Origin of the sequence: Melioribacter sp. Ez-97 (assembly GCF_051488665.1) — a bacterium.
In the GTDB taxonomy this organism is placed as follows: Bacteria; Bacteroidota; Ignavibacteria; order Ignavibacteriales; family Melioribacteraceae; genus Melioribacter.
Genome location: NZ_JBPSEG010000002.1, coordinates 345,642 through 363,033, shown reverse-complemented (window position 1 = coordinate 363,033; position 17,392 = coordinate 345,642). Strand labels below are relative to the sequence as shown.

General features: G+C 42.5%; 24 protein-coding genes and 1 tRNA gene. All 25 read left to right on the top strand.

Annotation, left to right across the window (positions count from 1 at the left end; translation table 11 throughout):
- Positions 1–43 precede the first annotated feature (43 nt).
- The 25 genes from rpoC to rpsE all read left to right on the top strand — a co-directional run bounded on the left by rpoC (position 44) and on the right by rpsE (position 17,389).
- Positions 44–4,282: a DNA-directed RNA polymerase subunit beta' gene (gene rpoC / locus ACSSWA_RS04010; protein ID WP_437355284.1), complete on the top strand. Its 4,239-nt coding sequence runs from the start codon at positions 44–46 to the stop codon at positions 4,280–4,282.
- A 95-nt stretch (positions 4,283–4,377) separates the two neighbouring features.
- Positions 4,378–4,755: a 30S ribosomal protein S12 gene (gene rpsL / locus ACSSWA_RS04005; protein ID WP_041355685.1), complete on the top strand. Its 378-nt coding sequence runs from the start codon at positions 4,378–4,380 to the stop codon at positions 4,753–4,755.
- A gap of 2 nt (positions 4,756–4,757) precedes the next feature.
- Positions 4,758–5,225 carry a 30S ribosomal protein S7 gene (gene rpsG, locus ACSSWA_RS04000; protein WP_437355283.1) on the top strand — a complete coding sequence of 156 codons (468 nt, stop codon included), beginning with the start codon at positions 4,758–4,760 and terminating at the stop codon, positions 5,223–5,225.
- 20 nt (positions 5,226–5,245) lie between these two features.
- Complete coding sequence (gene fusA, locus ACSSWA_RS03995; protein WP_437355282.1) at positions 5,246–7,345, top strand: elongation factor G; 2,100 nt, start codon at positions 5,246–5,248, stop codon at positions 7,343–7,345.
- Positions 7,346–7,391: 46 nt separating this feature from the next.
- On the top strand, positions 7,392–8,597 hold the full coding sequence (gene tuf, locus ACSSWA_RS03990) for an elongation factor Tu (protein WP_437355281.1): 1,206 nt from the start codon (positions 7,392–7,394) through the stop codon (positions 8,595–8,597).
- 104 nt (positions 8,598–8,701) lie between these two features.
- Positions 8,702–9,010, top strand: a complete 309-nt coding sequence (gene rpsJ, locus ACSSWA_RS03985; protein WP_014854898.1) for a 30S ribosomal protein S10 — start codon at positions 8,702–8,704, stop codon at positions 9,008–9,010.
- Positions 9,011–9,020: 10 nt separating this feature from the next.
- Positions 9,021–9,641, top strand: a complete 621-nt coding sequence (rplC, locus tag ACSSWA_RS03980) for a 50S ribosomal protein L3 (RefSeq protein ID WP_437355280.1) — start codon at positions 9,021–9,023, stop codon at positions 9,639–9,641.
- 14 nt (positions 9,642–9,655) lie between these two features.
- Positions 9,656–10,282: a 50S ribosomal protein L4 gene (gene rplD, locus ACSSWA_RS03975; RefSeq protein WP_437355279.1), complete on the top strand. Its 627-nt coding sequence runs from the start codon at positions 9,656–9,658 to the stop codon at positions 10,280–10,282.
- Between the two features lie 14 nt (positions 10,283–10,296).
- Positions 10,297–10,593 (top strand): 50S ribosomal protein L23, encoded by a 297-nt coding sequence (rplW, locus tag ACSSWA_RS03970; RefSeq protein ID WP_437355278.1) that lies wholly within the window; start codon positions 10,297–10,299, stop codon positions 10,591–10,593.
- 22 nt (positions 10,594–10,615) lie between these two features.
- A complete protein-coding gene (gene rplB / locus ACSSWA_RS03965; RefSeq protein ID WP_437355277.1) occupies positions 10,616–11,440 on the top strand; it encodes a 50S ribosomal protein L2 in 825 nt (274 codons plus the stop codon).
- A gap of 8 nt (positions 11,441–11,448) precedes the next feature.
- Positions 11,449–11,736 carry a 30S ribosomal protein S19 gene (gene rpsS, locus ACSSWA_RS03960; protein ID WP_437347488.1) on the top strand — a complete coding sequence of 96 codons (288 nt, stop codon included), beginning with the start codon at positions 11,449–11,451 and terminating at the stop codon, positions 11,734–11,736.
- A 28-nt stretch (positions 11,737–11,764) separates the two neighbouring features.
- Entirely contained in the window at positions 11,765–12,109 is a 345-nt protein-coding gene (gene rplV, locus ACSSWA_RS03955; RefSeq protein WP_437355276.1) for a 50S ribosomal protein L22, read from the top strand.
- A 12-nt stretch (positions 12,110–12,121) separates the two neighbouring features.
- Entirely contained in the window at positions 12,122–12,763 is a 642-nt protein-coding gene (gene rpsC, locus ACSSWA_RS03950) for a 30S ribosomal protein S3 (RefSeq protein ID WP_437355275.1), read from the top strand.
- 12 nt (positions 12,764–12,775) lie between these two features.
- Positions 12,776–13,195 carry a 50S ribosomal protein L16 gene (rplP, locus tag ACSSWA_RS03945; protein ID WP_014854890.1) on the top strand — a complete coding sequence of 140 codons (420 nt, stop codon included), beginning with the start codon at positions 12,776–12,778 and terminating at the stop codon, positions 13,193–13,195.
- An 11-nt stretch (positions 13,196–13,206) separates the two neighbouring features.
- Positions 13,207–13,431 carry a 50S ribosomal protein L29 gene (rpmC, locus tag ACSSWA_RS03940; RefSeq protein ID WP_437355274.1) on the top strand — a complete coding sequence of 75 codons (225 nt, stop codon included), beginning with the start codon at positions 13,207–13,209 and terminating at the stop codon, positions 13,429–13,431.
- A 17-nt stretch (positions 13,432–13,448) separates the two neighbouring features.
- Positions 13,449–13,706, top strand: a complete 258-nt coding sequence (rpsQ, locus tag ACSSWA_RS03935; RefSeq protein ID WP_437355273.1) for a 30S ribosomal protein S17 — start codon at positions 13,449–13,451, stop codon at positions 13,704–13,706.
- A 31-nt stretch (positions 13,707–13,737) separates the two neighbouring features.
- The gene (gene rplN / locus ACSSWA_RS03930) at positions 13,738–14,106 is read left to right on the top strand and encodes a 50S ribosomal protein L14 (protein WP_437355272.1); all 369 of its coding nucleotides are present in this window, start codon (positions 13,738–13,740) and stop codon (positions 14,104–14,106) included.
- A gap of 13 nt (positions 14,107–14,119) precedes the next feature.
- Positions 14,120–14,446 carry a 50S ribosomal protein L24 gene (gene rplX, locus ACSSWA_RS03925; RefSeq protein ID WP_437355271.1) on the top strand — a complete coding sequence of 109 codons (327 nt, stop codon included), beginning with the start codon at positions 14,120–14,122 and terminating at the stop codon, positions 14,444–14,446.
- 42 nt (positions 14,447–14,488) lie between these two features.
- Complete coding sequence (rplE, locus tag ACSSWA_RS03920; RefSeq protein WP_437355270.1) at positions 14,489–15,133, top strand: 50S ribosomal protein L5; 645 nt, start codon at positions 14,489–14,491, stop codon at positions 15,131–15,133.
- Positions 15,134–15,142: 9 nt separating this feature from the next.
- Positions 15,143–15,412, top strand: a complete 270-nt coding sequence (gene rpsN / locus ACSSWA_RS03915) for a 30S ribosomal protein S14 (protein ID WP_437355269.1) — start codon at positions 15,143–15,145, stop codon at positions 15,410–15,412.
- 18 nt (positions 15,413–15,430) lie between these two features.
- The gene (rpsH, locus tag ACSSWA_RS03910; protein WP_437355268.1) at positions 15,431–15,826 is read left to right on the top strand and encodes a 30S ribosomal protein S8; all 396 of its coding nucleotides are present in this window, start codon (positions 15,431–15,433) and stop codon (positions 15,824–15,826) included.
- A gap of 18 nt (positions 15,827–15,844) precedes the next feature.
- Positions 15,845–16,381, top strand: a complete 537-nt coding sequence (rplF, locus tag ACSSWA_RS03905) for a 50S ribosomal protein L6 (RefSeq protein ID WP_437355267.1) — start codon at positions 15,845–15,847, stop codon at positions 16,379–16,381.
- A gap of 17 nt (positions 16,382–16,398) precedes the next feature.
- A complete protein-coding gene (gene rplR, locus ACSSWA_RS03900; protein ID WP_437355266.1) occupies positions 16,399–16,764 on the top strand; it encodes a 50S ribosomal protein L18 in 366 nt (121 codons plus the stop codon).
- A 6-nt stretch (positions 16,765–16,770) separates the two neighbouring features.
- Positions 16,771–16,841 (top strand) — tRNA-Gln (locus tag ACSSWA_RS03895).
- Positions 16,842–16,873: 32 nt separating this feature from the next.
- A complete protein-coding gene (gene rpsE / locus ACSSWA_RS03890) occupies positions 16,874–17,389 on the top strand; it encodes a 30S ribosomal protein S5 (protein ID WP_437355265.1) in 516 nt (171 codons plus the stop codon).
- The last annotated feature ends 3 nt before the right edge of the window (positions 17,390–17,392 follow it).

Below are 17,392 nucleotides of genomic sequence, written 5' to 3'. Positions count from 1 at the left end.
CGTGTGAGATTATATTAAAAAAAGTTTGAAGGAGAAATTATTTATGGCAGCTAAATTTCAAGAAACAAAAGTAAGAAATATAGAACGATTGACTATAAGCCTTGCTAGTCCTGATGATATTCTTTCGCGCTCACATGGCGAGGTAACCAAACCCGAGACAATCAACTACAGGTCTTTCCGCCCGGAAAAAGACGGTCTCTTCTGCGAAAAAATATTCGGGCCGGTGAAAGACTGGGAATGCGCCTGCGGAAAGTATAAAGGTATCAGATATAAAGGAATCGTATGCGATCGTTGCGGCGTCGAAGTAACTTTGAAATCGGTCAGAAGAGAGCGCATGGGACATATAGCTCTGGCAGTTCCTGTCGTGCACATCTGGTTCTTCAAAGCGCTTCCTTCCAAAATCGGAAATATTATCGGAATGACCACAAAAGAACTCGAAAGAGTTATTTATTATGAATCGTATGTGGTCTTAAATCCCGGGCCGACAGGACTTCAAAGAAAAGACCTTATTTCCGAAGACCAGTATTATGAAATCGTACAATCGCTGCCTCATGATAACGACGCGCTCGAAGACGACGACCCGAAAAAATTCGTGGCTAAAATCGGCGGCGAAGCCGTTAAAGAACTGCTCAAAAGCATCGATATAGAAGCTACATTCAGAGAATTAAAAGCTCAACTGGCAGAAGAAACTTCGCAGCAAAAGAGAAACGACATTCTCAAACGCCTCAGAGTGCTCGAAGCCTTCAGGGAACACGAAGGCAAAGTGCCCAATAAACCCGAATGGATGGTGCTGAGCGTAATTCCGGTTATACCGCCGGAACTCAGACCCTTGGTGCCTTTGGAGGGCGGTCGTTTTGCAACGAGCGATTTGAATGATTTGTATCGTCGCGTCATTATCAGAAATAATCGATTAAAAAGATTAATAGATATTAAAGCTCCAGAAGTAATTCTTCGCAATGAAAAGAGAATGCTTCAGGAAGCCGTCGACGCTCTTTTCGATAATTCAAGAAGATCGAGCGCGGTAAGAAGCGACGGCAACCGTCCGCTCAAATCATTAAGCGATATGCTCAAAGGAAAACAAGGTCGATTTCGTCAGAATCTTTTGGGTAAAAGAGTCGATTATTCGGGACGTTCGGTTATTGTCGTCGGTCCAGAGTTAAAACTCCATCAATGCGGTTTGCCGAAAGACATGGCTGTCGAATTGTTTAAGCCTTTCATCATACGAAAATTGATGGAACGCGGACACTATAAAACGGTAAAAAGCGCAAGAAAAGCAGTCGACAGGAAAGAGCCGATTATCTGGGAAATTTTGGAAAAATTAATAGAAGGCCATCCGGTATTGCTGAACCGCGCTCCTACGTTGCACCGTTTGGGTATTCAGGCTTTTCAACCCGTTTTGATCGATGGCAAAGCCATTCAGCTGCACCCGATGGTTTGTACGGCGTTCAACGCCGACTTCGACGGCGACCAGATGGCTGTGCACGTTCCGCTGTCGTACGAAGCTCAGCTCGAAGCTTCGATTTTGATGCTCAGTTCGCATAATATTCTTTCGCCTCAGAACGGTATGCCGATTGTAATTCCCACTCAGGATATAGTTCTCGGCTGTTACTACTTGACCAAATTTATGCCCGGCGCAAAAGGCGAAGGTATGATTTTCGGCAGCATGGAAGAAGTTATTATCGCATACAATACAAAAGCTGTCGACCTCCATGCAAAAATAAAATTGAAATATGAAGGAGAATTGATAGAGACTACCGTGGGACGTGTGATATTCAATCGAATCGTCCCGAGAGAAATGGGCTTTATCAATGAACTGTTGGTTAAAAAGATTTTCAGCGGTCTGATTTATAAGATGTTTATGAAACTCGGAAACGAAGTTACAGCCAAATTTATCGACGACGTTAAAGATTTGGGTTACAGATACGCTACCGCTGCGGGTATTTCGATCAGTTTCAGCGATATGATAATTCCCGACGAAAAATCGAAATTAATAGAAGAAGCTAACCAGAAAGTAATAGGCGTTCTCAATGAACACGAGCAGGGTCTCATTACGGACGCTGAAAGATACAATAAGATTATCGATATCTGGACGTTTACGACCAATAACGTTGCCCGTTCGTTAATGGAAAGACTTAAGAGTGACCAGAACGGGTTTAATTCGCTTCATATGATGGTCGATTCTGGAGCCCGCGGTTCTCAAGAACAGGTGCGTCAGCTCGCAGGTATGCGCGGTCTTATGCAAAAACCACAAAAGAGTCTTTCCGGTCAGTCGGGTGAAATTATCGAAAACCCGATTGTGGCTAACTTTAAAGAAGGTCTCTCGGTATTGGAATACTTTATCTCCACTCACGGCGCGCGTAAAGGTCTTGCCGATACGGCTCTTAAAACTGCAGACGCCGGTTACCTGACCAGAAGATTGACCGACGTCGCTCAGGATGTTATAGTAACCGAAGAGGATTGCGGAACTATTCGCGGCGTTTATATAACGGCGCTAAAAGATGTCGAGCTGGAACGCGAACCTCTTGCCGAACGTATCACAGGCCGCGTCGCTCAGGAAGACGTTTATGATCCCAGAACTGACGAGCTGATTGTTGAAGCCGGAGAGATTATAACCGAGGAATTAGCCGAAAAGATTGACGAAGCGAATATCGACCAGGTATATATTAGAACAGTCCTCACATGCGAAGCCCGTCAGGGAGTTTGCGCTAAATGTTACGGAAGAAACCTGACTACGGGTCAACTTGTGGAAATCGGAGAATCGGTCGGTATCATTGCAGCTCAATCAATCGGCGAGCCGGGCACTCAGCTTACTCTTCGTACATTCCACTTCGGCGGTACCTCTTCGCGTATTGCAAGTCAGTCCCAGGTTGAAACAAACGTTGCAGGTAAGGTTAAATACGACAAGATTAATTACGTTGAGAAAAAAGACGTATTTGGCTCCGTAAAAGTGGTCATCGGAAGACGGGGCGCTATCGGAATTTTCGATAACGATAACAGACAAATCAAAAGATATGAAATTCCATACGGCGCTGAACTGATGGTTAACGACGGTCAGGATGTGGAAAAAGGCACTCCGCTCTATAATCACGATCCGTATAACTCTGTTATTCTCTCCGATATTAGCGGTACGGTTGTATTTGTCGATCTGGTCGATAATGTTACATATCAGCAGGTTGCCGACGAACAAACCGGTCACGTGCAAAAAGTGGTTATTGAATCGAAAGATAAAAATCTTACCCCGAGTATTTTGATAAGAGACTCCAAAGGGAATGAAAAAGTATTTAATTTGCCGACGCGAGCCTACCTCTCAGTCGAAGAAGGCGAAGTGATTCAGGCTGGAACTGTCCTTGCCAAGATTTCTAAATCTGCCGCAAAGACGAGAGATATCACGGGCGGTTTGCCGAGAGTTACGGAACTTTTCGAAGCAAGAAGTCCTCACGATCCTGCAATTGTCTCGGAGATCGAAGGACGAGTTAAATTCGGAGCAAGAAAAAGAGGCTCGCGCGAAATTATTGTTGAATCGTTCGACGGTTCCGTTCAAAAAGTATACGCAGTGCCTTACGGCAAACACGTGCTTGTTCAAGAAGGCGACGAGATACCCGCAGGCGAAAAGATTACCGACGGTCCCGTTAATCCTCATGATATCTTGAAAATCAAGGGTACGAATGCCGTGCAGGAATACCTTGTTAACGAAATCCAGGATGTTTATCGTCTGCAAGGCGTTAAAATAAACGACAAGCATATTGAAGTTATAGTTAAACAAATGCTGCAGAAACTCCGTATTATTTCGTCGGGCGACACCAATTTCATCGAAGAAAGTCTGGAAGACAGAAACAAAGTTATCGAAGAGAACGAAAGAATCAAGAATATGGTTTATATCATCGATCCCGGTCAATCGCGTTTCAAAGAAGGTCAGTTGATTACGCGTTCAAAGTACAGAGAAGTCAATGCCGACCTGAACAGAAAAGGCAAGAAACCGATGAAAGTACGGGACGCCGAACCCGCAACATTCGACAATATTCTTTTGGGTATTACCCAGGCGGCTCTTTCTACGGAAAGCTTTATTTCCGCTGCGTCTTTCCAGGAAACCACAAAGGTTCTTACAAATGCGGCTGTTGAAGCAAGAACCGACTATCTTGTCGGTCTTAAAGAAAACGTCGTTATGGGTCATCTCATCCCGGCGGGTACAGGCTTGAAAAAATACAGAAACATAATTTTGGCAAGCGAAGAAGAAAAAGAGAAAGAAGACCAAAAAGTAGAAGAAAAAGAGTCGATAAATTAATATTTCTTATAGACTTAACTTGACAATTGAATTAATTATCGATAAATTTTGAGTCTGAATTTTTTATTAAAGTGAAATAGACTTGGAGGATTTACGTGCCAACGATAAACCAGTTGGTTAGAAAAGGAAGAGAGGTAGTAACCTCTAAAAATAAAGCGCCTGCTTTAGAAGCTTGCCCTCAAAAGCGCGGCGTTTGTACCAGAGTTTATACTACTACGCCTAAGAAACCTAACTCGGCTCTCCGAAAAGTAGCCAGAGTAAGGTTGAGCAACGGTATTGAAGTTACCGCCTATATTCCGGGAGAAGGACATAACCTTCAGGAACACTCGATAGTGTTAATCAGGGGCGGAAGAGTTAAAGACTTGCCGGGCGTCAGATATCACATTATAAGAGGTACGCTCGATACAAGCGGCGTTGAAGATAGAAAACAAGGCAGATCGAAATACGGAACCAAAAAACCAAAAGCTAAATAACTATGAGAAAGAGAAGAGCAGAAAAAAGATATCTTAAACCGGATCCGCGTTATAACGACGTGCTGGTATCCAAGTTTATCAATTATATTATGTGGGACGGCAAAAAGTCTACTGCCAGAAGAATTGTTTATGATAGTTTCGATATTATTGAGCAGCGTACGAAAAAACCGGCGCTCGAAGTTTTCAAAAAAGCGGTTCAGAATGTTTCCCCGTTGGTTGAAGTAAGAAGCCGTAGAGTAGGCGGCGCTACATATCAGGTGCCGATGGAAGTAAGACCTGAAAGAAGAATGGCTCTGGCGCTGAGATGGTTGAGAACATACGCGCGAGATCGCAAAGATAAATCGATGGCGTTGAAATTAGCCGCCGAATTAATTGCAGCTTCCAATGGCGAAGGTAGTTCGGTAAAGAAAAAAGATGATACACACAGAATGGCAGAAGCTAATAAAGCTTTTGCTCACTTTAAATGGTGAAAGGAGTAATTCGATAAATTATGTCTAAAAGAGTTGAAATAAATAAGGTTAGAAATATCGGCATTATGGCTCATATCGATGCCGGTAAGACGACGACGACGGAAAGAATTTTGTTCTACACGGGTAAAGTGCATCGAATCGGCGAAGTTCACGACGGAGCCGCTACGATGGACTGGATGGAACAGGAAAAAGAAAGAGGCATTACGATTACCAGCGCCGCAACCACAACAATGTGGGCGGGGCATCAAATAAATATTATTGACACTCCCGGACACGTCGATTTTACGGTTGAAGTTGAACGTTCTTTGAGAGTTTTGGATGGCGCCATTGCGCTCTTTTGCGCGGTTGGCGGAGTTGAACCTCAGTCGGAAACCGTTTGGAGACAGGCTGACAAGTACGGCGTACCGAGAATAGCTTTTGTAAATAAGATGGATCGAGTCGGCGCCGATTTCTATAACGCCGTTCAGATGATGAAAGACCGACTGGGCGCCAATGCCGTACCGATTACTTTGCCTATCGGCGAAGGCGATATGTTTAGCGGTATTATTGACCTGATGACTATGAAAGCTCGTATGTTCCACGAAGAAACGCTTGGCACTACATTCGAGGATGTAGAGATACCCCAGGATTTGAGACCGCTTGCCAATAAATACCGCACTCAAATGCTCGAAGCAGTCTCTGAAGTTGACGATACTCTTCTTGAAAAATATATAGAAGGTAAGGAAATCACATCTGAAGAAGTTCTGAGAGTTTTAAGAGAAGCTACTATCAAGCTGAAAATAGTGCCTGTTCTTTGCGGTTCGTCTTTTAAGAACAAAGGCGTTCAGATGTTGCTCGATGCGGTTGTGAATTTCTTGCCTTCTCCTCTTGATCTCGGCAATCTGGTTGCTCATCATGTTCATAAAAACGACCGTGTGGAAAGAAAGATAGATCCGAATGAAAAGTTCGCGGCTCTTGCCTTTAAAATTATGACCGATCCTTATGTTGGTAAATTGACGTTTATCAGAGTTTACACAGGTACTCTAAAATCGGGTTCTTATGTTTATAATTCGATTTCGGACAAAAAGGAAAGAGTCGGAAGAATATTGCAAATGCATGCAAATCATCGTGAGGATATGGATGAAATACGAGCCGGAGATATAGCCGCTATAGTAGGGCTTAAAAACACTCGTACCGGCGATACCTTGTGCACGGAAGACGACCCGATTGTGCTGGAAAAGATGGCGTTCCCCGAACCGGTTATTCAGATTGCCATCGAACCGAAAACAAAAGCCGATCAGGATAAGCTTTCGGACGCGTTGGCTAAATTATCCGACGAAGACCCGACTTTCAAAGTTAAAGTTGACGAAGAAACAGGTCAAACGTTAATTAGCGGTATGGGCGAGTTGCACCTCGAAATTCTCGTCGATCGAATGAAACGTGAATTCAAAGTCGAGGCAAACATCGGAAAACCCCAGGTCGCTTACAGAGAAACGATCACCAAAACTGTTCAAGCCGAAGGAAAGTTTGTCAAGCAATCGGGCGGTCGAGGAAAATACGGTCACGTTTGGATAGAATTATCGCCGAATGAGCAGGGTAAAGGCTTCGAATTTGAAAATGCGATTGTAGGCGGCGCTGTTCCGAAGGAATATATTAATCCTGTTATCAATGGTTTGCAGGATGCAATGAAAAACGGCGTGCTTGCGGGTTATCCGGTTGTGGACGTTAAGGCTAAGCTTTATGACGGATCTTATCACGAAGTCGACTCGGACGAAATATCGTTCCGTGTGGCAGCTTCGATGGCTTTCAAGAACGGAGCCTTAAAAGCCGGACCTATATTGCTGGAACCGATTATGCAGGTAGAAGTGATTACTCCGGAAGAATATCTCGGCGATGTTATGGGCGATCTGAATTCGCGAAGAGGAAAAATCGAAGGATTTTCTACCAGAAAAGATGCACAGGTTATCAGAGCTCAGGTGCCGCTTGCTCAAATGTTCGGTTATGCTACTGTTTTGAGATCGATGACTCAGGGACGAGCTATCTACACTATGCAGTTTTCGCACTATGCAGAAGTGCCTAAATCGGTAGCCGAAGAAATTATGGAAAAATCGCAATCAAAAAAATCGGTCGAAGAATATTAATTAAAATAAATTAAAAAGAATATAAAACAACAAGGAGAGTAACTCGATGGCAAAAGAAAAATTTGATCGTAGTAAACCTCACGTTAATATTGGAACAATCGGACACGTAGACCATGGTAAAACAACTTTGACTGCAGCCATAACCATGGCTCTTGCAAACAAAGGATTGTCCCAGGCTCGTACTTTCGACAGTATTGATAACGCTCCGGAAGAAAGAGAAAGAGGTATTACAATTGCAACGGCGCACGTTGAATATTCAACTGAAAATCGTCACTATGCGCATGTGGACTGTCCCGGTCACGCTGACTATGTTAAGAACATGATCACAGGAGCCGCTCAGATGGACGGCGCTATTCTCGTTGTTGCAGCTACAGACGGTCCTATGCCCCAGACAAGAGAGCATATTCTTCTTGCCCGTCAGGTAGGCGTGCCAAGAATAGTCGTCTTTTTGAATAAAATTGATATGGTTGACGATCCCGAATTGATCGAGTTGGTTGAGATGGAATTGAGAGAACTCCTCAGTAAATATGAATTCCCCGGAGACGAAATTCCGATTGTTAGAGGTTCAGCTTTGAAAGCCTTGGAAGCAGGCACTGAAAATGCTCCGATCGACGATCCGAGATATCAATGCATCTGGGATCTTATGAAAGCTGTTGACGAATACATCCCCGTTCCGCAAAGAGACGTCGACAAACCGTTCCTTATGCCTGTCGAGGACGTTTTCTCCATTACAGGTCGCGGTACCGTTGCTACGGGTAGAGTTGAAAGAGGTCAAATTAAATTGAACGAAGAAGTTGAATTGATCGGTCTCGGTCAGCATAAAAAGACGGTTGTTACTGGTATCGAAATGTTCCGTAAAGAGCTCGATTCGGCAATGGCTGGCGACAATGCAGGCCTGTTGTTAAGAGGCGTCGACAAAAAAGAAATCGAAAGAGGTATGGTTCTTGCTAAACCCGGTTCGATTACTCCTCATAAGAAATTCGAAGGTGAGGTTTACATCTTGTCGAAAGAAGAAGGCGGACGCCATACTCCGTTCTTCAACGGATATCGTCCTCAGTTCTATTTCAGAACAACCGACGTTACAGGCGTAGCTACTTTGCCCGAAGGAACTGAAATGGTTATGCCCGGCGATAACGTTAAGCTGTCCGTAGAGTTGATTTCGGAAATCGCTATGGAAGAAGGTCTCCGTTTCGCTATTCGCGAAGGCGGTAGAACTGTAGGCGCAGGCGTTGTAACCAAAATTATCGAATAGTTAATAAGTTAATAGATGAAGGGAAAGAGGAATCTTTCCCTTCTTTTTGCCTCGAAAGGCTAAATACACTGAAGATATGATTTGTAAAAAGGAGAATTAAAAAAGTGCCCGGTCAAAAAATTAGAATAAAGTTGAAATCTTATGATCATATTCTGATTGATAAGTCAACTGAAAAGATTATTAAGACTGTAAAGAGCACGGGAGCCGTGGTCTCCGGACCGATTCCGTTGCCGACAAAAAGAACTGTTTTTACCGTTTTGCGTTCGCCTCACGTCGACAAAAAATCGCGTGAACAGTTCGAGATTAGGGCTCACAAAAGAATTATTGATATTCATAATTCAAACAATAAAACAGTAGATGCGCTGAGCAAGTTGGAAATACCTGCCGGCGTGGATATTGAGATAAAGTTATAGGAAATTAAAAATGCCTGGATTGATAGCTAAAAAAATCGGAATGACAAATATTTTCGGTGAAGACGGTCAAGTTATACCGGTAACCGTTCTCGAAGCAGGTCCGTGTAAAGTATACGGTTTGAGGACTGCCGATAAGGACGGTTACGAAGCGCTTCAGCTCGGTTTCGGCTCAAAGAAAGAAAAGAAAGTAAACAAACCGCAGCTCGAAGTCTACAAAAAATTAGGTCTTAATCCGCCCAGATTCGTAAAAGAATTCAAAAACTTCGACGTAAACCAGTTTAAGATCGGAGGCGAAATCAAAGCCGATATCTTCCAGCCCGGCGATAAAGTTAAAGTAACGGGCAACAGCAAAGGAAAAGGTTTCCAGGGCGTAGTTAAACGTCACGGATTTGGCGGCGTCGGCTCCGCAACGCACGGCCAAAGCGACAGGGAAAGAGCTCCCGGTTCAATCGGAGCAAGTTCTTATCCGTCCAGAGTTTTCAAGGGACAGAGAATGGCCGGAAGAATGGGCGGAAAACAAATTACGGTCAGAAATTTGAAAGTTGTAAAAGTTATACCGGAACAGAATATAATTATGGTTAAAGGAGCTGTACCCGGTTCGGTTAATTCAATAGTTGCTATCAATAAATAAACGACGATCGAAAAATGAAAGTAGATGTTTATAAAATAGACGGTACAAAATCGGGCGAGCAGATAGAACTCTCGAAAGATATATTTGAAATTGAACCTAACGATCACGTGCTCTATCTTGCTGTGAAAGCTTACCTGGCGAATCAAAGACAGGGTACTCACAAAGCGAAAGAAAGAAGCGAAGTAAGAGGCGGAGGCAAAAAACCGTGGCGTCAAAAAGGACGCGGCGGCGCAAGAGCAGGTTCCGTTCGATCGCCCCTCTGGGTTGGCGGCGGTAGAATCTTCGGACCCAAACCGAGAAACTACAGACAAAAATTGAATAAAAAAGTAGTTCAGCTTGCTCGTAAATCCGCTCTCTCTTATAAATCGAAAGCTAATCAGATTATTGTCGTTGAGGATTTTGATTTCGAACAACCGAAGACGAAAAATTTTGTGGAAGTTCTCAAAGCCCTGAATTTGAACGGTAAGAAAACTCTCTTGCTGACGAACGGAACTTTAAAAAACGTATATAAATCGGGCAGAAATATCGACAGAGTATCGATTGTTGAAGCGAATAAAGCTTCGGTTTATGAATTATTGAACAATCAGGTCCTTATGCTCCAGAAGAGCGCGGTTCAATTGCTCGAAAGTACATTTAATTAAAATTTGGTATTGATATGAAAAGCATACTAATAAGACCTTTGATAACAGAAAAAATGACTACGATACAGGAAAAAAATCCGAATAAGTACGGATTTATCGTATCGGTTGACGCAAATAAAATTGAGATTGCCAAAGCGGTTAAAGAAAAATTTAACGTCGATGTTGTTTCTGTTAATACAATGAAATATAAAGGTAAAAGAAGAACGCAGTTTACGAGAAAAGGCCGTTTCGAAGGCAGAACGCCAAAATTCAAAAAGGCAATTGTTACGCTCAAAGAAGGTCAAACAATAGATATTTTCGGCGAAGTATAATCTGAGAATCGGAGTAAATTAAATGGCTATAAGAAAATTAAAACCAATTACACCCGGAACGAGATTTATGAGTATCTCTTCTTTCGAAGAGATAACTAAGACGGAACCGGAAAAATCGTTGCTGGCTCCTATTAAAAAATCCGGCGGAAGAAATAATCAGGGACGTGTTACATCTCGTCATCGCGGCGGCGGTCATAAACGTAAATATAGAGTTATCGATTTCAAACGCGATAAACATGGTATTCCTGCTAAGGTATTCTCGATTGAATACGATCCGAACAGAACTGCAAGAATTGCGTTGCTTCACTATGCCGACGGCGAAAAAAGATATATTATCGCTCCGGACGGACTTAAAGTTGGCGATACTGTAATGTCTGGCACAGGAGCCGAAATTAAAGTTGGCAACGCTCTTCCGTTGAAAGAAATTCCGCTCGGCAGTTTTGTGCATAATGTTGAATTAAAGCCGGGTAAGGGCGGTCAAATCGGACGTTCCGCGGGAGTATCGTTACAATTAATGGCTCGCGAAGGTAAATTTGCTCAATTGAAAATGCCTTCTGGTGAGGTAAGAATGATAAATGTGGAATGTATGGCAACCTACGGTACGGTTGGAAATTCCGACCACGAAAACATTAGTCTCGGAAAAGCAGGAAGAAGCAGATGGCTCGGCAGAAGACCTCACGTAAGAGGCGTTGCAATGAATCCCGTTGACCATCCGATGGGCGGCGGCGAAGGCAAAACTTCAGGCGGCGGACATCCGGTATCGCCTTGGGGTCAAAAAGCAAAAGGTCTTAAAACCAGAAAAAAGAAAAATCCTTCTAATAAATACATTGTAAAGAGAAGAAAATAGAGTAAGCTATGCCAAGATCAGTCAAAAAAGGTCCTTATATCGATGTCAAATTGCTCAGGAAAATCAGACAGTTAAACGAGACCAACCAGAAAAAAATTATTAAAACATGGTCTCGCGCTTCTACTATATCTCCTGAGTTCGTCGGACATACAATTGCCGTTCATAACGGCAACAAAATGATTCCGGTTTATATATCTGAAAATATGGTCGGACATAAGCTGGGTGAATTTGCGCCGACGAGAATTTTCAGAGGACACCCGGGAACCAAAGCGGAAAAAGCATCTAAAGCAAAGTAAATCAAGAATGTAACTGAGGTTTGGAATAATGGAAGCAAAAGCGACACACAAATATATCGGATCCTCGCCACGCAAAATGAGGCTGGTTGTCGATTTGATCAGAGGAAAGTCGGTCGATCAAGCAATCGAGATTCTTCACTTTTCTCCAAAGCATGCATCGGTTGACGCGGAAAAAGTATTGCGCTCTGCAGTCTCAAATTTGATGAATAAAGATGAAAACGCAAGTCATGACATTTCCGAGCTCTACGTCAAAGAAGCTTATGTTAATCAGGGTCCGACTTTGAAAAGAATTATGCCTGCGCCTATGGGCAGAGCTTACAGAATAAGAAAAAGATCAAATCATTTAACAATCGTTGTTGCAACAAAAAAGTAATCGGAGGAAGATTTGGGTCAAAAGACACATCCAATCGGCTTTAGAGTTGGTATTATAAGAGGCTGGGAATCGAACTGGTTCGAGAACAAAAGTTACGCCCCGAAATTAATGGAAGATCACAAACTCCGGCTCTATATTAGAAAAAGACTTCAAAATGCCGGCGTTTCTGCCATCAAAATCGATCGGACATCGAAGAATATTATTCTTACCATTCATACTTCGCGACCCGGCGTTGTCATCGGTAAAAGCGGTAAAGAAATCGCCCAGCTCGAAGAAGAATTGAAAAAAATTACTCAAAAGGAAGTGAAAGTCCAAATTTCGGAAATAAAAAGACCCGAATTGGATGCTTATCTGGTTGCCGAAAATATTGCAAGACAAATCGAAGGCAGAATTTCCTTCAGAAGAGCTATGAAAACAGCGATTACTGCGGCTATGAGAATGGGCGCCGAAGGCATCAGAGTTATGTGCTCGGGCAGATTGGGTGGCGCTGAAATGGCTCGTACGGAACAATACAAAGAAGGTAGAATTCCGCTCCATACAATAAGAGCCGACATCGACTATGCTCAGGCTACAGCTCAGACTATATACGGCTCTATTGGAGTAAAAGTTTGGATCTGCCGCGGTGAAATTTTAGGTAAACGTTCATCCGAATAGGAGTTTAATGCCATGTTAATGCCAAAAAGAGTTAAATATCGTAAATCGCAAAGAGGAAGAAGAAAAGGTAAAGCATCGAGAGGACATTTGGTCAATTTCGGTGATTACGGTCTCAAAGCATTAGAACCGGCTTGGATTACAAGTCGTCAGATAGAAGCTTGCCGTGTCGCTCTGTCTCGTAAAATGAAACGCGACGGTAAAGTGTGGATTCGTATTTTTCCGGATAAACCCGTCAGTAAAAAACCTCTTGAAACAAGAATGGGTAAAGGAAAAGGCGCTCCGGAATTTTGGGTTGCGGTAGTAAAGCCGGGCAGAATCCTTTTTGAAATTAACGGCGTCGACAGAGAAACCGCTTACGAAGCTTTACAACTGGCGGCTCATAAGCTTCCAATTAAAACTAAAATTGTTCAGAGAATCGATTTAGAATCATAAGGGTTGATAAAATGAAAATTTATCAAATCAGAGAAATGTCAACAGAAGAAATTCAGAGAAGAATTCTGGAAGAACAGAAAAATTTAATTGATCTGAGATTTCAGCACGAATTGAAAAATTTGACAAATACCGCGCTGCTCAGAGCTACTCGTAAAGACATTGCAAAAATGAAGACGGTTCTCAAAGAACGCCAGCTTCAGGAAGCAAAACAGAATGAACAAAAGGAAAATAAATAAGGAGCAAATAGTTTTCCATGCAGACAAGAAACAACAGAAAAGTTAGGATCGGAACCGTAATCAGCACTAAGATGGACAAAAGCATTATTGTTGCGATAGAAAGACGCGTGGCGCATCCGATTTACAAAAAGTACTTCAAAAAAACTACCAAGCTGATGGCTCATGACGAAAAAAATGAGTGCGGCATGGGAGACAAAGTAAAAATAATGGAGACACGCCCGCTCAGTAAAAGAAAAACATGGCGTTTAGTAGAAATTATCGAAAAAGCTAAGTAAATAGAAAAAGCTCGACGGAGATCTGGAAATTATGATACAAGAAGAAACAAATTTAGTCGTTGCGGATAACTCGGGAGCTAAAAAAATCCGATGTATCCGTGTATTGGGTGGCAGCGGCAGACGCTATGCCAGCGTAGGCGATATTATTGTTGTCAGCGTTAAAGCAGCCATTCCGGGCGGCGCCGTTAAAAAAGGCGACGTGTCGCGTGCCGTGGTTGTGCGCACTAAAAAAGAAGTGCGCAGAAAAGACGGGTCTTATATCAGATTCGACGAAAACGCCGCGGTATTGCTCAACAATCAAGGCGAACCGAGAGGTACTCGTATCTTCGGTCCGGTTGCAAGAGAATTAAGAGACAAAAAATTTATGAAAATTATTTCTCTGGCTCCAGAGGTTCTTTAAGAGGATAGATACTATGAAACTTAAAAAAAATGACAATGTAATCGTAATAGCCGGTAACTATAAAGGAAAAACCGGTAAAATTTTGAAAGTTTTTCCCGCTGAGAATCGGGTCATTGTAGAAGGCGTTAATCTCCGCAAACGTCATACAAAGCCTTCTCAAAAAAATCCTCAGGGAGGAATTATTGAAAAAGAAGCTCCGATTGACGCTTCTAATGTTATGATTCTCGACCCTAAAACAAACGAACCGGCGCGTATCGGAGCAAAGATTATAATAGACGAAAAAACAGGCAAGAAAAAAAGCGTTAGAATTAGCAAAAAAAGCGGCGAAATGCTCGGATAATTATCTCGATAAGTCAAACGTCAAAAAGGATTGATATTTAAGATGGCAAAACAAAAAACAGAAAAACAGGAAAAAGCAGTTAAAAAAACTGCAAAAGCCGGCGCCGAAAAAGAAACGGTAATCGAAGAAAAAATTCCGGCCCGTTTGAAAGAAAAATATAATAAGGAAATTGCCCCGAAATTGATGGAGCAGTTCGGATATAAGAATTTTATGCAGGTTCCGCGCCTGGCAAAGATCGTCGTTAATATGGGCGTCGGTCAGGCTGTTCAGGATCCCAAAATTCTCGACGAAGCGGTTAAAGACCTGGAAACTATTACCGGTCAAAAAGCTTCGATAAGAACCGCCAAAAAGTCGATTTCGAATTTCAAGCTCAGAGAAGGAATGAAAATCGGCGCTAAGGTTACTTTGCGCAGAGAAATGATGTACGAATTCCTCGACAGATTGATTACGATTGCTCTTCCCCGTGTAAGGGACTTCAGAGGCATTTCCGATAAATCCTTTGACGGCAGAGGCAATTATACTCTCGGGATTAAAGAACAAATTATCTTTCCCGAAATTAATATCGACAAAGTGAACAGAGTTTTGGGTATGGATATTACGTTTGTTACGACTGCCAAAACAGATAAAGAAGCGTACGAACTGCTAAGCGCATTCGGAATGCCGTTCAGAAAAAAAGAAAATAATTAAAGGGATATCATGGCAAGAAAAAGCTTATTGGCTCGCGAAATTAAAAGAGCGAAATTAAGAGAAAAATACGCTCAAAAAAGAAAAGAATTAAAAGAAAAAGGAGATTACGAGGCTTTGCAATTACTGCCCCGTAATTCGGCTCCTACAAGAGCGCACAATCGCTGTTTGATTAGCGGTCGTCCCAGAGGTTATTACAGAAAATTCGGAATTTCACGTCTCGTTCTCAGAGAAATGGCTCTAAGAGGCGAAATTCCCGGTCTAAAGAAATCAAGTTGGTAATAGAAGGAGAATAAAGTAATGTTGACAACCGACCCGATTGCAGATTTTTTAACAAGAATACGTAATGCAATTAAAGCCAGAAAAAAATACGTTGATATTCCTTCCTCGAAAATGAAAGAAGGACTGGCTGAAATCTTAAAAGCTAATAAGTACATTAAAGATTATAATGTGATCGAAGATAACAAGCAGAACATATTAAGAATTCATCTTCAGTATGTTAATGGAATTCCTTCAATAACCGGCTTAAAGAAAGTCAGCAAACCGGGTCTTCGTATCTATGCAGGCAAAGACGAACTCCCGAAAGTCCTAAACGGATTGGGAATATCGATTATATCGACGTCAAAAGGTTTAATGACGGACAAACAAGCACGTAAAGAATCAGTGGGCGGAGAAGTAATCTGCCAAGTTTGGTAATAATTGAGAGGTCTAAAAGTGTCACGAATAGGCAAAAAACCGATTCCAATTAAAGACGTTACCGTTACAAAAGACGGTAATCTGTTAAAAGTTAAAGGCAAACTCGGCGAACTCCAGATGGAGATTCATCCGAATATTAATGTCGAAATTACAAAAGAAGAAATATTGGTTACTCGACCTAACGACGAGAAACAAAACAGAGCTCTTCACGGTCTTACCAGATCGTTGATAAATAATATGGTGGTAGGAGTTACGGAAGGTTTTTCCAAAACGCTCGATATCGTTGGAGTGGGTTATCGCGCCGAGGCAAAAGGCAACGGTATCTTGTTGACTATCGGCTATTCGCATCCGATCTTTTTTATTCCTCCCGAAGGAATTAAAGTTGAAGTCGTAACTCCAAACCAACTGAAAATTTCGGGAAGCGATAAAGAACTTGTCGGATTGGTAGCAGCCAAGATAAGGTCTTTCAGAAAACCCGAACCGTACAAAGGCAAAGGCATTAAATATTCAAACGAAGTTATTATTAGAAAAGCGGGCAAAACAGCCGGCAAATAATTAGGAGATTGTGAAAAATGTTCTTAAAAGACACTACAAGAAGATTAAGAAAACGAGTAAGAATCAGAAAGAAAATACATGGAACTCCTGAGCGTCCTCGTTTGAGCGTATTCAAGAGCCTTAATCACATTTATGCTCAATTAATCGACGACACTACAGGCACAACATTAGCTGCAGCATCAACGCTTTCGAAGGAAATTGCCGAGGAATTGAAAGGAGTTAAAGGAAAGGTTGAAAAAGGAAGAATTGTAGGAAAGTTACTTGCTAAGATTGCAACCGAGAAGGGGATTACTGCAGCGGTATTTGACCGAAACGGCTATCCCTATCACGGAAAAGTAAAAGCGGTTGCGGAAGGCGCTCGCGAAGGCGGATTGAAATTCTAAAGGGATTGCCGGATCGTCTAATGGTAGGACAGCGGCCTTTGGAGCCGTATGTGGAGGTTCGAATCCTCCTCCGGCAGCTATAAATAAGGTAATTCAAAAGGAGTGAAAATTGAACTTCAAATCGAAAAAAGTTAGCGGACTGGAAAACTTAAAGGAAAAAATAGTTCATATTAACAGGGTTGCCAAGGTCGTTAAAGGCGGACGTCGCTTTAGCTTTAATGCAATTGTTGTTGTAGGCGACGGTAACGGTCACGTAGGAGTTGGCCTGGGCAAAGCTAATGAAGTTACCGATGCTATTTCCAAAGGCATAGACGATGCCAAGAAAAACGTATATAAAGTGCCTGTTATTAAAGGAACGGTGCCTCACGAAATTATTGGCAAATTCGGAGCAGGCGAAGTTCTCATAAAACCCGCTTCGCCGGGAACAGGCTTGATAGCAGGCGGAGGCGTTAGAGCGGTTCTCGAAGCTGCAGGCGTTCAGGACGTTTTGACTAAATCGCTCGGTTCGTCGAATCCGCATAATCAGGTTAAAGCTACTTTGGCTGCTTTGCTCAATTTATGGGACGCGCGCTCCGTAGCTTACAAAAGAGGTATGAAACTTAACGAGTTATTCAGTGCAGAGTGAGGT